Raw genomic sequence first — 14,398 nt, 5'->3', positions numbered from 1 at the left:
TGCCAAAAACCAACGGAACCAGACGGCGAATCCGTCAAACCAATGCGGTCAGACCGTCAGGCAGCCAGACGGTTCCGGCAGCCAGACAGTTCCGACAGTCAGCCGATTCGACGATCAGCCGGATCGACGTCCGGCTCCGACGCTTCCGCATTCACTTGGGATTCCTCCGGTCGCGCCTCGGGCTCGGTGATGTCCCGATAGAGCTTCTCAAGACGTGCCTCGCATACCGGCTTGGCCAGTTCGCATTCCCACACGGTGAGAACCCGCCATCCCATGGCTTCCAATGCCGCATGCTGGGACACATCACGCTCGTGGTTGCGCACGAGCTTGGCGGTCCAGAATTCCACGTTGGATTTGGGCATGGAGCACTTGGCACAGCCGGCGTGCATGTGCCAGAAGCAGCCGTTGACGAACACGACCGTATGCCATCGCGGCAACACCACGTCCGGGCGTCCCGGATAGCGGCGGTCGTTCTTGCGGAACCGCAGCCCGCGGGCGAACAGGTAGCGCCGGACCATCACTTCGATGGACGTGTCTTTGCCGTGGATGCGCGACATGATGTAGCTGCGCGACCCACGTTCGTAGCGTTCCGGCGTATTCGACTTGCTCACACGCCCATCCTACCGACCGGTACGCTTGGCGCCGGCCCGCGCGACGATCGTTACCGTCTCGCGGCCCGAATGCGGAACGCGAAGGCGAGGCACACCCAGCCGATCACGCAGATCAGCGTCATGACCCCGAACGTCCACATGCCGCCGACCGCGGTGGCATGGGCGAACTGCGGCGTGCCTTCGCCGAATCCGCCGGCCGTGGCGCTCGCCTGCGCCATGGACAGGATGGTGGAGAACAGCGCGGTGCCGGCCGCACCGCCGAACTGCAGCGCGGTGTTGAACATGGCGTTGCCGTCGGGCGTGAACTCGCGGGGAATCTCGCTCAGCGCGCTGGTCATGACGTTCGGATTGCCGAGCGCGTAGAAGAAGCCGAAGATGAAGTAGAAGCCGGCGAGCAACCCCGGCGTGAGTCGCAGGGCGAACACGCACAGCAGCAGCGGGCCGACGGTAGCGATGGCCAGTGGGGTCAGGATCGGTCGTACCGCGCCGAACCGGTCGTACAGCCACCCGCCAAACGGCGAGCACACCGCGCCGATGAGCGCACCGGGCAGCACGAGCGCGCCGGCGAGGAACGCATCGGTGCCGAGCGCCAGCTGCGCCACGTTGGTGATGACGTAGCCGAAGCCGATGCCGACGATGGGCAGCAGCAGATATTCGATCCAATGCAGCAGCACGACCGGATCGCGCAGGATGCCGAGCCGCAGCAGCGGGGAGAACGACCGCCGGGACACCAGACAGAAGGCGATGAGCGAACCGAGCCCGACGATCAGGCTCACCACGGCCACGATGCCGGCCCTGAGCGCGGATCCGCCGGACACGAGCGCGCTCACGGCGACGCCGCCCTGATTCAGGGCGAGGATCATACCGACCAACGCCAGCACGATGGCGATGAGCTGGACCGGCTCGAGGAAGGCGTCTTCCGTGGGCGTCTTCTGCTCGATGCACGCCATGCCCAGCGCGGCGGCGAGCAGGATGAGCGGCACGGCGGCGATGAAGATCGCCCGCCACGGCAGCACGCTGGTGACCGCGCCACCCACGGTGGGGCCTATGGCCGGGGCCACGGTGATGACCAGCGAGCCGACGCCCATGAGCCGGCCGATCTTGCTGCGCGGCGACTGCTCGAGAATGATGTTGACCATGAGCGGCGTGGCGATACCGGAGCCGATGCCCTGAATGATGCGCGCCACGATGAGCACGGGGAACACCGTGGCGAAGATCATGATGAGCGAGCCGACGATCGCCAGGATCACTGCGGCGGCGAACAGCGGTTTCAGCCGGAAGCGGCGCTTGAGGAACGAGGAGACCGGCATGGTGGCGGCCACGGCGAGCAGGTAGATCGTGGTGATCCACTGCACGGTGGCGGTATCCACGTGGAATTCGACCATGAGCTGCGGGAACAGCACGGTCATGACCGTTTCGGTCAGGATGCCGATGAAGGCGAGCGAGCCGACGGCGATGATGGCGCCGATGAGCTTGCCCGGGATGCGTTCGGACGCGGCGGAAGACGAAAGCGCATGGTCTGACATGGTTCACCTCATGGAGTTCGAAAGGGTTGCAACGATTGGAATGTGAGGCTTGCCAGCCGGCGCGAGGCCACGCATCAGTGTAGCATCACACGGTCCGGCGGTCGGCGTGTCGCCCGGTCAGCCATTGCCATCCGGACGAGCTCCACTTTCCGGCGCCTGCCGCAGGATGGAACGGATGCGCTCCAGTCGCGGCCCGAGTTCGCGTTCGTAGCCGCGGTCGTTGGGATGGTAATACTCGCGTCCCACGAGCTCGTCCGGCATGTATTGCTGCGGAGCGATGGCATCCGGGGCGTCATGCGCATACTGGTAGCCCTCGTGGTTGCCCCAGCTTTTCATGAGTGCGGTGGGAGCGTTCCTCAGATGCAGCGGCACCTGACCGATGTTGCCGGCGTCCACGTCCGCGAGCGCCTGATTGATGGCCTTGTAGCTGGCGTTCGACTTGGGCGCGGTGGCCACGGCGAGCGTCGCCTCGGCGAGGATGAGCCGCCCCTCCGGCATGCCGACCATGGCGACGGCCTGCGCGGCGGCGACCGTCACCTGCAGCACCTGAGGTGCGGCCATGCCCACCTCCTCGGCGGCGGCGATCATGATGCGCCGGGCGATGAACCGCGGGTCCTCCCCCGCGCGGATCATACGCGCCAGCCAGTGCAGGGCTGCGTCCGGATCGGAGCCGCGCATCGACTTGATGAAGGCGGAGATCACGTCGTAATGGTCGTCGCCCGCCTTGTCGTAGCGCACGGTGGCCACGTCCATCACGTTGCCCACCACGTCCGGCGTGATGACGGGCTTGCGCGCCCCCTTGACGCGCTTCCGATCCCCGGTGACCGCACCGGCAGCCGCTTCGAGGATGGTGAGCGTCTTGCGCGCGTCTCCCCCGGCCATGCGGACGATCTCGTCGATCGCCTCGTCCGTGGCCTTCACTTCGCCCTTGAGCCCGCGCCGGTCCGCGAGCGCCCGTTCGATGAGCGTGCGCAGATCCCGCGGCGACAGCGATTCGAGCTTGACGACCACCGAGCGGGACAGCAGCGGCTTGATGATCGAGAAGCTCGGGTTCTCGGTGGTGGCGCCGATGAACGTGACGTCCCGGTTCTCCACGCTGGGCAGCAGCGCATCCTGCTGCGATTTGGAGAAGCGATGCACCTCGTCGATGAACAGCACGGTCTCCCGCCCCTCGGCCACGAGCCGCTGCCGGGCGCGGGCGAGCACGTCCCGCACGTCCTTGACGCCGGATGTGACGGCGGACAGCTCCTCGAACACGCGCCCGGACTGCTTGGCCACGATGTAGGCGAGCGTGGTCTTGCCCACGCCGGGAGGGCCGAACAGGATGATCGAGCTCGGGGCCGTCAGCGACCCGCGGGAGGCCGGATTGGCCAGCCGGCGCAACGGAGACCCGTCGCCGAGCACGTGCGACTGGCCCACCACCTCGTCTACGGTGGAGGGTCTCATGCGCACGGCCAGCGGCCGCGTCACGTCCTCGGGCGCATCCGCAGCCCCAAACAGATCCTGTTCGCTCATGCAGGCCATCATAGCGCAAGGGCTCGAACAAGCGTTCGACTCCGGATGTCGCCACCCCGTAGCCGGCGGCGGGTAAACTCGGGGAACATGGCTGAGGACAAGGAAAACGCAACATACGGTTCGCTGGGCGCACTGGCCCCGAGCTGGGACGGCGAAGAGGCACGCAACATCGATGCGGACGAGATCTACGAACGCTTCTTCGGCTGGGTGACGGACGTCAAGGGCATCGAACCGTGGCCGCATCAGGAGGAGGCCATCATGGACATCCTCGCCGGCGACCACGTGATCCTCAACACGCCCACCGGCTCGGGCAAGTCCCTGGTGGCGCTCGGCATGCATTTCGCCGCGCTGTGCACCGGGCGACGGTCATACTACACGGCCCCCATCAAGGCGCTCGTCTCCGAGAAGTTCTTCGACCTCGTGGAGGTGTTCGGCCGCGACAACGTGGGCATGGTCACCGGCGACAGCCACATCAACGCGGACGCGCCGATCATCTGCTGCACGGCGGAGATCCTCGCCAACCAAGCGCTGCGCGAGGGCGTGCACGCGGACGTGGGACTGGTGGCCATGGACGAATTCCATTATTACGGCGACCCGGAGCGCGGCTGGGCGTGGCAGGTGCCGCTGCTCACGCTGCCCCAGACGCAGTTCCTGCTCATGAGCGCCACGCTGGGCAACGTGGACGCCATTGCGGACAAGCTCGCGGACCTCAACGACACGCCGGACGTGGACGTGATCGCCAACGCCCCGCGCCCGGTGCCGCTGAGCTACGAGTACACGCTCGACCCGCTGGAAAAGACCGTGGAGCTCGCGTTCCGCGGTGGTGAAACCCCCATCTACGTGGTGCATTTCTCGCAGGACGCCGCTCTGGAGACCGCGCAGGCGCTCGCCTCCACGGGGGTGTCCAGCAAGGAGCAGCGGGCGGCCATCGCCGAGGCGATCAAGGGCGTGAAGTTCACCACCGCGTTCGGCAAGATCCTCCAGCGGCTCCTGAGGACCGGCGTGGGCATCCACCACGCGGGCATGCTGCCGCGCTACCGGCGCCTGGTGGAGCAGCTCGCCCAGCAGGGGCTGCTGCCGGTGATCTGCGGCACGGACACGCTGGGCGTGGGCATCAACGTGCCCATCCATTCGGTGGTGCTCACCGCGCTCACGAAATTCGACGGCACCCACATGCGCAAACTGCGCGCCCGCGAATTCCATCAGATCGCCGGGCGTGCGGGCCGCATGGGCTTCGACACGGAGGGTCTGGTGATCGCCGAGGCCCCGGAGTTCGAGATCGAAAACCAGAAGGCCGTGGCCAAGGCCGGCAACGATCCGAAGAAGCTCAAGAAGATCAAGCGCAAGAAGGCTCCGGAGGGGTTCGTCACGTGGAACGAGAACACGTTCGACAAGCTCATCGACGCCGCCCCGGAAACGCTGGTCCCGCACCTCAAGATCACGCATTCCATGGTGCTCAACGAGGTGGCGCAGGGCGGCGACGCACGCCGGCGGGTGGACGAGCTCATCGACGATTCCGCGCAGACCCCGGAGCAGAAGGAGCATCTGCATCAGCGCGCCGACGAGATCTTCCAGACCCTGTTCGACACCGAGGTGATCGAAACCGAGGATCGCGACGACGGCGGCAAGAACTACTACATGACCGTGGACATGCCGGACGACTTCGCGCTCGACCAGCCCCTCTCCCCCTTCCTGTTGGCCGCGCTCGAACTGCTCGGCCCGGACTCTCCCACTTACGCACTGGACGTGATCTCCATGGTGGAGGCCACGCTCGAGGACCCGAAGCAGGTGCTGCGCGCGCAGGAACGCTCCGCGAGGGACAAGGCCATGGCGGACATGAAGGCCGACGGCCTCGACTACGACGAGCGCATGGACCGCCTGCAGGAGATCACCTACCCCAAGCCGCTGGAGGACATGCTGCAGGCCGCGTTCGACCAGTACCGCCACGACGTGCCGTGGGCCAACGACTACTGGCTGAGCCCCAAGTCGGTTGTGCGGGACATGGTGGAGACCGCCTCGGACTTCACCGGGTACATCGCCCGCTACAACATCGCCCGCTCGGAGGGCACGCTGCTGCGCTACCTGTCGGACGCCTACCGTTCGCTCGCCCGCACGGTGCCGCCGGAGAAGCGCGACGAGCAGCTGGACGACATCATCGCCTGGCTGCGCGTGCTGGTGCGTTCCATCGATTCGAGCCTCGTGGACGAATGGGAGAACGCCGGTAATCCGGACGCCTCGCAGGACGCCTCCGAAGCCGCGGCGACGCTCGCCGCACCCGGTCGCCGGGCCGCCGTGGTGGAGGATCGTCGAGGGCTCACCGTGCTGGTGAGGAACGCCCTGTTCCGCCGCGTGCAGCTCATGGACCTGGACGACCCGGACACGCTGGGCGCGCTCGACAAGGACTGGGGCTACGGCGTGCACGAGTGGGAGGACGTGCTCGACGACTTCTACGACGAGCACGAGTACGTGAACACGGATGCCAAGGCTCGCAGCGGCGAATGGTTCATTCTGGACGACTCCCTGGAGGACAGGGAGCACATCTGGAAGGTGCGGCAGGTCATCTGCGATTCGGACGGGGACAACGACTGGGCCATCACCGGTTCGGTGGATCTGGACGCCACGCAGGAGTCCGGCGAGGTGGTGTTCGTGGACTATCGGGTCGACCAGCAGTGAGCCTGACCGACATTCCGGTTCACACGATGTTTTGCAAGTCAACGTGTGAACCGGAATGTCCAGACCTCCCTCGTTGCCGTTTGCCCGGAATTCCAAGGAAACCCGACGCACCGGACCGGTGACGGACAGGTGATTTCCGGTTCACACGTTTTTCGGCGGTTCAACGCGTGAACCGGAAATCAGCGTTCCAGCCGCCGCCGTGCCTCGGCCACGTCCACATCGGCATCGAAACCGGGCCACGCCAGTCCCATGCCCGCGATCGCGGTGCGCAGCAGCTCGGAGACCACGGCCCGCGAATACCAACGGTTGTCCGCCGGAACCACATGCCAGGGCGCCTCATCGGTAGAGGTGAGCTCGAACGTCTCCTGCCATGCCGCCATGTAGTCGTCCCATCGTTCGCGCGCCTCGAGGTCGCTCATGGCGAACTTCCAGTGCTTGGTCGGGTCGGTAAGGCGGCTCAGGAAGTGCCGGCGCTGCTCCTCCCGGCTCACGGCGAGGAAAATCTTGATGATCACGCACCCGTCGGCGGCCAGTTCCCGTTCGAACTCCACGATCCGCCCGTACCGGGACCGCCATTGGCTTTCCGGCAGGGTGCCCCACACGTGCGGCATGATCACGTCCTCGTAGTGCGACCGGTCGAACACGGCGATCCACCCGGGCTCCGGCAGTTCACGTTCCACACGCCACAGGAAGTCGTGCGCGCGCTCCTCGGCGGTGGGCGCGGCGAATCCGTGGTAGTGCATGCCCATCGGATCGCCCTGCCGGAACACGTGCTTGACGAGACTGCCCTTGCCGGACGCATCCATGCCCTGCAGCACGATGAGCACGCGACGGCGTGAACCCTTGAGCCCATTGGCGTACAGGAGCCGCTGGTAGCGGGCGATCTCGGAGGCGCTGACGGCGATGAACCGCTCGCCGTCATCCCTGTCTCCGTCGAAGCCCGGCGTGGACGACCCGATCGCATCTGCAAGGCTCCAATCTGCCCCGAACCGCAACCGCACGGCAGGCGGACTGCTCCATACGGAACTCAGGAGTGCGCTGGCCTTGGCGGCCTGCTCGAGCCGATCGCCGGCACTCGCGTAGGATCCGTCGCCGTGAATGGCGTCAAGGGATTCAAGACCCCGTTCGGCCTTGTCAAGCGCCTTGTCAATAGCCTTGCCGTTGGTTCTGCCGTTGGTTTTGCCGGCAGTCTTGGTTCGCTTCGTTGCGTCATTCATGAAGCCATTGTAATGAAAACGCGTGCGCCACGCCGCGAGTGTCCCCGATACGATTCGTACAATGGTAGGAACCGGTGTGCGTTTCCCGCCGGCACCCTTTCTCGATGGAGTCGAAGTGAGCACAGCAGACAAGCAGCCCAGACGCCGCATCACCCGCAACCATGCCACCAGCAAGGACGTGGCGGCATTGGCCGGCGTGGCGCAGAGCACCGTGTCGTACGCACTGACCGGTTCGCGTCCGGTGTCCAAGGCGGCCCGCGAGCGCATCGAAGCGGCGATGAAGCAGCTCAACTACCATCCGAATTCGAGCGCTCGCACACTGCGTACCTCGCGCACGCAGCTCATCGGACTGATCGAGCAGATCGACGTGGATTCCGACGGCGTGGGCATTCCCCCCTATCTGTCCACGATCGTCACCGAGTCGCGCAAGCACGACTACGACGTGATCCTCAACACCATGGCGGAGGGCGCGGACGTGCTCAAGCGCCTGTCCGGGCGCGCGGTGTGCGACGGGTTCATCATCATGGACATCACGCATGCCGATCCCCGCATCCCCATGGCGGCGGAGATCGGCATGCCCACGGTGCTGTTCGGTATGCCGGACGACGCGCAGGGCCTTGATTATACGTATTTCGATTATGCGGCCGCGGCGGACGTCATCGTCGACGCCATGGCGGATTCCGGGCACCGCCACGTGGTATTCGTGGGCGAAACGCCGAGTTCGTCGTTCGGCCAGTTCCTCATCTACGACCAGTATGTGCGCCACGCTCGCGAGCGCGCGGCCAATCGCGGCTTGGATTTCAAAGTGGTCAATCCCCCCGTCTCCGGCGTGGCGGGCGTGGAGCGAATGGCTTCGGCGCTGCTGTCCGACTGCGACGACCGTCTGGCGTTGGTCTGCCGCGGCCCGCTCACCACCGACTGGGTGAGCCGCGTGCTGGAGAAGAACGGCATCCTGCCCGGCAAGGACGTCTCGCTGGTGGGCGTGGTGGACGATCACACGGCGACGAGCGCCAAGGTGGCCCTGACCAACGTATCCCCCCGTCCGCAGGCCATTTCGAGGCTGGCTGTGCAGATGCTCGTCGACCGCATCAACGATCCCACGCTGCCCCAGCAGATCAAGCCGATGTACCCGAACGCGATCTCGTTCCGCGCCAGCAGCGTGGACTGGGAGTAACCGTCCTAAAAAAACGACGGGGACTTCCCATGACGGAAGTCCCCGGTTGCACACCGAATCCGTTGACAGGGCTCAGTGCTGGAAGCGCGGGCGCATAGCGTCGAAGATCTCGTCGTCGGTCAGGTGGTTCTCCACGTTGAGCAGGGTGAGCACCTTCTTGCTGTCCTTCGAGTAGATGAATTCGCGCTGCCACTGGTAGAAGTGCGGGCCGTCGTCCACGTTGCGCAGGAAGGCCATGAGGTAGCCCATCACCCATGCGCTCTGCGCCACGTCCGCCAAGCATTCGTTGGCATAGAAATTGCGCCATACGCCGTGCTCCGCCTCGTCCATGGCGTGCCGGGCAGCACGGTATTCCTCTCGTGCCTCGCCGGCCAGATAGAACGCGTGTGCCCAATCCAGCAGGGTGTCGGCGTTGCGGGCACGCTTCTCGAAGGCGTCGAACGCTTCGAGCATGGCCCGGCATGCCTGCTGCGCACCGCGTGCACTGTGCAGCTGGATGCGCGCCTGCAGCAGCACAGTGTCGTCGAACAGCCGGCGCGCCCGGCCCGGTTCCAGCTCCAGCCGACGGCGCTCCAGATCCTCCGTCAGGGACGTATAGCTGGCATTCCCCCGCGTGCACAGGCCGAGATACCATTCCGTCTGCGCGCGCAGATCGGCGGCATCCGTGGCCCAGGCGAGGCCCGGCTCCGCCGCATGCCGGTCACGCACGAACTGCGAGACCAGCATGCGCGCCACATGGTTCCAGAACTGCTCGCCGGCGTGGTCGTCCCAGTGGGAGCCGTATGGCACGGCGTGGTCGAAGTACGTCCGGTAGGCTCCGGCCACCACATCCGGATTCTGCGGCGTGAAGTACGTGGCGGCGAAGCGCAGGGCGTGATCGTTCACGATCCGCTCGAGCGCCTCGCGGGCGCCCTCCCCGTCGCCGAGCGCCTCGGCCGGCACACCACTGCGCCAGAGCTCAGCCATGAGGTCGAGATAGTACAGGTGAGGCTTCACGTTGGAGGAGTTGATGATCCAGTAATCATTGCCCCCGTTGGCCAGCATCTGGCCGAGTTCGCGCACAATGTCTTCAGGCTGGTTGGGCAGCGCGGTGATGTGGTTGGCCGCCTGAAGGTCGTAGAACGAGGCATGGTAGTAGATACCTTGCGCACCCGGATCGCTCGGATTGGGCATGGCGGGCACGCGCGGATTGTGGTTGCCCTGACGGCGGGTGACCATGCGGCCGAAACCGTTGTCGGACCAGACCTTGATCACGTCGTCCGGCAGGTTCAGGCAGCCCTTGGAATACAGCTCCATGGTTTCGCCGTACAGGTAGACGCACATCTGCGCGTGCGGATTGTCTTGAAGCAGCATGGCGCGCTGCGTGCGAATGATGTCCCCCATGAGCCGGCCGCGCGACTCGTCGGTATCGTACGTGGGATCGCTGTGCCAGAACGGGGAATCGCCCTGGCCGCGGAAGCCCACGTTCCAGATCATCCGCTGCCCGCGGTGACGGCGGATCGAATCGGCCCACAGCGCCTTGAACTTGTCCGCGTGCAGGTCCCATGAGGGCTTCAGATCCGGGTATGCGGTGGAGAACATGGTGGCGCCCAGCGGTTCGGCGTGGTGTTGGGCGATGGCGAGCCCTCGCGAGACGGCCAGGGGCACGTGCTCCTCCACGTTGAGCCCGGTGCCGGGGATCACCATGTTGCCGCCGCAGCGCAGCAGCGCCTCGAAGGCCATGCGCCACGGTTCGAGCGGATCGTTGTCGATCTGCCAGCCGAGCAGCAGCACTTCGTCGTTGATGAACCAGCCGCGGTCGCGCACGGCGAACGGCTTGGAGGCATACGTGTAGCCGTCCGGCACCTCCACGGCGGCAGCGCGGTATTCGGGCGTCCAGTCGGTCCAGAACCAGAAGTCCGGTACGCCGAGCAACTCGCGGCTCACGTGGTACAGCCCGTAGACGAGCCCCAGATCATCCGGGGCGGTGACGGTGAGGCGGCGGGCGGCGGCATCGAGCGTTACGCGGAAGGTCTGCTCCGGCATGGCGTCGGCGGTGTCGCGGTTCGCGTCGTAGGCAAGATCGATTGCGCCGATCGTCTCTCTCGCACCGTCCGTGCCGTCCGTCGCGTTGCCACATTCCCCGGCGGCAAGCACGGTGTTCAGATCCCGACGAAGGTCGGCGGCGGCGAGACGCACCGCTTCGGCGTCAAGCGCGCCTTCGATCGCAACGTTCTGCATGAGTTTCATGAGATTTCTTCTCCCTTGGCTGATCGTGAACAGTCTCAAACGGTTCCTAGCGAACGCCCGCCACGGCAGGCACGGCTATCGGGGCATCTGCTTCCTTGAGTTCGTCCGCCAGCGTGAGGCCGAGTGAGCGGATGCCGTCAGCCACCATGCGGGCCACGACCTGCGCACCCAAGGCGTTGAGGTGCGCGTCGTCGTCCACGCCTTGCGGATAGTTGACGAGTTCGCCACGCCGACCGTGCAGGTACAGCGAGCGGCTGCGCAACGGCCCCCATTCGGCGAGCAATGCGGCCATGCGGGCATACACGTCGATGAGCGCAGCATTGCGGCGCGCCGCGATCTTACGTACACTGGCGGAAAAGACGGTATCCGTGTCGATGAGCACGCCGTTGGCGTCGAAGCGTCGGCGGGCGATCGGGGTGAGCAGCACGGCGACCGCCTTGGCGGATTGCGCGGCATCCACGATCGCGTCCACGCTGTATTCGAACATGGCGATGTCCTGTACGGACGGACTGCGGAGCCCCGCGAATCCCACGGCGGCGTCGTCAACGGCGAAGTCGATGAACAGCCAATCCCCGGATCTGAGGCCGTTGCGGAGGCGAAGATACTCCTCGCCGGCCGCATAACGTACGACGTCCATGTCGTTAACGGCCAGATTGCGAACCAGTTCCGGATTGGCGAAGCAGTCCGGGAAGCGTTCCGCCCATGCGGTTTCCGGGCGATACTTGGTTTCCTTGCGTGCCGCGGAGGAACCACCGACGATGACGATGGCCATGAGCTTCTCCTTTCTGCAAAACGAATGGTTGCAGCGCATACGCTGCGAGTGAACGGGCGAAGGCCGAGCGGAGCGGAATTGCTTCCCGTTCCGTCCGGCCTTCGGCTTTATTGGGTTATTGGAGCTATTGCCGCATCACGATCTTCCGGACCGGGATCAGGCGGCGGAGTCGATCGCGGACTGCAGTTCGGCGATCATTTCCTTGGCGGCGTCGGCAGAGGACTTCTGGCCGAAGTAGACCTGCTGCTCGTAGCGGGAGATGGTCTTGTCCAGATCGGAAGCGCCGTTCGGGGTGATTTCCGGAGCGTCGCCGATGGTGTCGGAGATGGCGGACGGGAACTCAAGGGCCTTCTTGTCGGTGCCGCTGGCGGAGGAGGCGAGCTCATCGCGCAGCTTGTTGTTGCCCGGCAGACCACGGTCGGTACCGAGGGTCTTGACGGCGTCCTCGTTGTTGATGAGGAAGTCGATGAGCTTGGCGGCCTCGGCCGGGTGCTCGGTCTTGCCGCCCATGGCCCAGTACATGCCGGGCTTGAGGTAGCTGTACTTGGCGTTCTTGCCGAGGTTCGGCATCGGGACGAGGCTCATGTCCGCACCAGAGGCCTTGGCGTAGGTACCGATCTGGGCAGCCTGCGTGAAGGTCATGGCCTGCTTGCCCTGAGCCATGTCGCCCTGATCAACGGTGCCGGCGGAGTTCTCGGCCAGACGGTCCGGGGTGCCGGCAATCTGGTCGCCGTGGGTCCAGTCGTAGGCCATCTGCAGGTAGCTGGTCAGCGTGCCTTCGGAGATGGAGACCTTGCCGTCCTTGAACAGGGACTCGTTGTTCTGGCGGGCCCACAGCTGCAGGCTCATGCCGTTGTTGAGCGGGGCGATGCCGGTGATCTCGCCGTTGGACTTCTCAACCACCTGCTTGGCGAAGTCGATCAGGTCGTCCCATGTCCACTTCGAGGTGTCCGGCAGGGTCAGACCGAGCTGCTTGAGCAGATCGTTGTTCACGAGCACGCCCATCGGGGTGGTGGAGATCGGGGCCGCGTACTGGGTGCCGCCCACCTTGCCCATGTCTCGCAGGGAGGAATCCATCTGGTTGAGATCGAGGAACTCGGAGGTCTTGCCCAGATCGTACAGGGTGCCCTGGGATGCGTAGGAGGCGAGGTACAGCTCATCCATCTGGATCACGTCGGGCATGTCGCCACCGGCGATGTGCGTGGCCAGGTTGTCCCAGTAGCCGGACCAGTCCTTGTATTCCCTCTCCACCTTGATGTTCGGGTTCGCGGCCTCGAACTTGGAGATGACGTCCTCGGTCATCTTGACGCGGGTGTCGGAACCCCACCATGCGATGTGCAGGGTCACCGGCTCCTCAGACAGCTTGACGTCGCCGCCGCCGGCGGTGTCGCCGCCGGCACCGCAGCCGGCGAGAGCCATGGCCGCCGCAGCGATGGCGGCCGGAACGGCGAGATGCTTCCTTGCAATCCTCATTGTTTTCTCCTTTTTCTTGTTGATCTTCGAGCGAAGAATCACATTTCGTTATTGCTGGATGGGATGACAGTGGATACGTATCGATCCTGCGTGTGAATGTACGCAACGGTCGATTGCGCATCGGCTGGAAGTGGAGGCCGCGGCCCGTCTCCGTAAGGAAAGGAACGAAAAACGGTGACGGACCGCGAGTTGTTGGGTTATCCAGTCCCGTCTTGCGGCGGGAAGACTGTGTCGTCTGCCGGCCGGTCCGTTTGGTGTTTACTTTCCGCCGGTGGTGGCGATGCCTTCGACGAGGTATTTCTGGCCGAAGCAGAACACGATGAACAACGGGATGATCGACAGCACGCTCATCGCGAACATCGGACCATAGGAGGACTGGGACTGCGCGTCGATGAACGTACGCAGGGCGATCGGCACCGTGTACATCCTGGGCTTGGTCAGGTAGATCAGCTGGCTGAAGAAATCGTTCCACGTCCACATGAACGTGAACACCGCGGTCGTACCGATCGCAGGCTTCATCAACGGCAGCAGCACCTGGAAGAAGATCCTCGCATGCCCCGCACCGTCGATCTTCGCCGCCTCGTCCAGATCCCTGGGAAGCCCGCGCACGAACTGGTAGAACAGGAACGTGAAGAACCCGTCCATCGCCAGGAACTTCGGCAGCACCAACGGCACGAACGTGTTCACCAGACCCAGGTTGTTCCAGATGATGTACTGCGGGATGATCACCACATGGATCGGCACCATCAGCATCAACAGCATGAACCCGAACATGAGCCCCCGGAACCGGAAGTTCAAACGCGCGAACGCGTACGCCGCCATCGAACACGTCACGATGTTGCCCACGATCGCGAAGCACACGATCAGCAGCGAGTTCAGGAAGTACCGGGTGAACGGGTACGTCAGCGCGTTCCACCCGTCCGAATAGTTGCTCCACAACGGGTCCGACACCCACAAACCCATGTTCGTGAAGATCTCGTCCGGCCGACGCAGCGAGCTCGCGACCATCCACAGGATCGGATACAGCATCAGCAGCGCGAACACGAGCACCACCACCTGCTTGACCACCTGCAAGACCACCCGGCGGGTCCTGCCCTCGTCCCGGCGCTCGACCACCGGCGCCTTCGCGATCTCCGGATCCGACGCGTTCACGCCCGCGACCCCCACGTTGGAGGAAGCATTCGAAGCGGTTGCATCACTCATCACAA

The 14,398-nt window shown here is 65.0% G+C and carries 10 protein-coding genes; 2 read left to right on the top strand and 8 right to left on the bottom strand.

Annotated elements, in window-relative coordinates:
* Positions 1-98: 98 nt before the first annotated feature.
* From AC1AZA_RS03490 to AC1AZA_RS03480, 3 genes are all read right to left on the bottom strand, one after another.
* The gene (locus AC1AZA_RS03490) at positions 99-611 is read right to left on the bottom strand and encodes a very short patch repair endonuclease (protein ID WP_476513352.1); all 513 of its coding nucleotides are present in this window, start codon (positions 609-611) and stop codon (positions 99-101) included.
* A 50-nt stretch (positions 612-661) separates the two neighbouring features.
* The gene (locus AC1AZA_RS03485) at positions 662-2,137 is read right to left on the bottom strand and encodes an MFS transporter (RefSeq protein ID WP_476513351.1); all 1,476 of its coding nucleotides are present in this window, start codon (positions 2,135-2,137) and stop codon (positions 662-664) included.
* A gap of 117 nt (positions 2,138-2,254) precedes the next feature.
* Entirely contained in the window at positions 2,255-3,652 is a 1,398-nt protein-coding gene (locus AC1AZA_RS03480; RefSeq protein WP_476513350.1) for a replication-associated recombination protein A, read from the bottom strand.
* Between the two features lie 87 nt (positions 3,653-3,739).
* On the opposite strand from AC1AZA_RS03480, the gene AC1AZA_RS03475 reads away from it, so the two are divergent.
* Positions 3,740-6,325, top strand: coding sequence for a DEAD/DEAH box helicase (locus tag AC1AZA_RS03475; protein WP_476513349.1), 2,586 nt, complete (start codon positions 3,740-3,742; stop codon positions 6,323-6,325).
* Positions 6,326-6,504: 179 nt separating this feature from the next.
* Here AC1AZA_RS03475 and AC1AZA_RS03470 read toward each other — a convergent pair whose 3' ends face one another.
* On the bottom strand, positions 6,505-7,542 hold the full coding sequence (locus AC1AZA_RS03470) for a PPK2 family polyphosphate kinase (RefSeq protein WP_476513348.1): 1,038 nt from the start codon (positions 7,540-7,542) through the stop codon (positions 6,505-6,507).
* A gap of 115 nt (positions 7,543-7,657) precedes the next feature.
* Between AC1AZA_RS03470 and AC1AZA_RS03465 the strand changes: the two genes are divergently transcribed.
* Positions 7,658-8,716 (top strand): LacI family DNA-binding transcriptional regulator, encoded by a 1,059-nt coding sequence (locus AC1AZA_RS03465; protein WP_476513347.1) that lies wholly within the window; start codon positions 7,658-7,660, stop codon positions 8,714-8,716.
* A 72-nt stretch (positions 8,717-8,788) separates the two neighbouring features.
* On the opposite strand, the gene AC1AZA_RS03460 is transcribed toward AC1AZA_RS03465, so the two are convergent.
* The 4 genes from AC1AZA_RS03460 to AC1AZA_RS03445 all read right to left on the bottom strand — a co-directional run bounded on the left by AC1AZA_RS03460 (position 8,789) and on the right by AC1AZA_RS03445 (position 14,393).
* Positions 8,789-10,945: a glycosyl hydrolase 115 family protein gene (locus tag AC1AZA_RS03460; protein WP_476513346.1), complete on the bottom strand. Its 2,157-nt coding sequence runs from the start codon at positions 10,943-10,945 to the stop codon at positions 8,789-8,791.
* Between the two features lie 46 nt (positions 10,946-10,991).
* Entirely contained in the window at positions 10,992-11,717 is a 726-nt protein-coding gene (locus AC1AZA_RS03455; RefSeq protein WP_476513345.1) for an SGNH/GDSL hydrolase family protein, read from the bottom strand.
* A 156-nt stretch (positions 11,718-11,873) separates the two neighbouring features.
* Entirely contained in the window at positions 11,874-13,190 is a 1,317-nt protein-coding gene (locus AC1AZA_RS03450) for an ABC transporter substrate-binding protein (protein WP_476513344.1), read from the bottom strand.
* A 258-nt stretch (positions 13,191-13,448) separates the two neighbouring features.
* Positions 13,449-14,393, bottom strand: a complete 945-nt coding sequence (locus AC1AZA_RS03445) for a carbohydrate ABC transporter permease (protein WP_476513343.1) — start codon at positions 14,391-14,393, stop codon at positions 13,449-13,451.
* Positions 14,394-14,398: the final 5 nt, after the last annotated feature.

This window comes from Bifidobacterium sp. LH_389 (assembly GCF_056357235.1).
The sequence above is the reverse complement of the archived record's forward strand: the minus strand, read 5'-3'. Positions and strand labels throughout refer to the sequence as shown.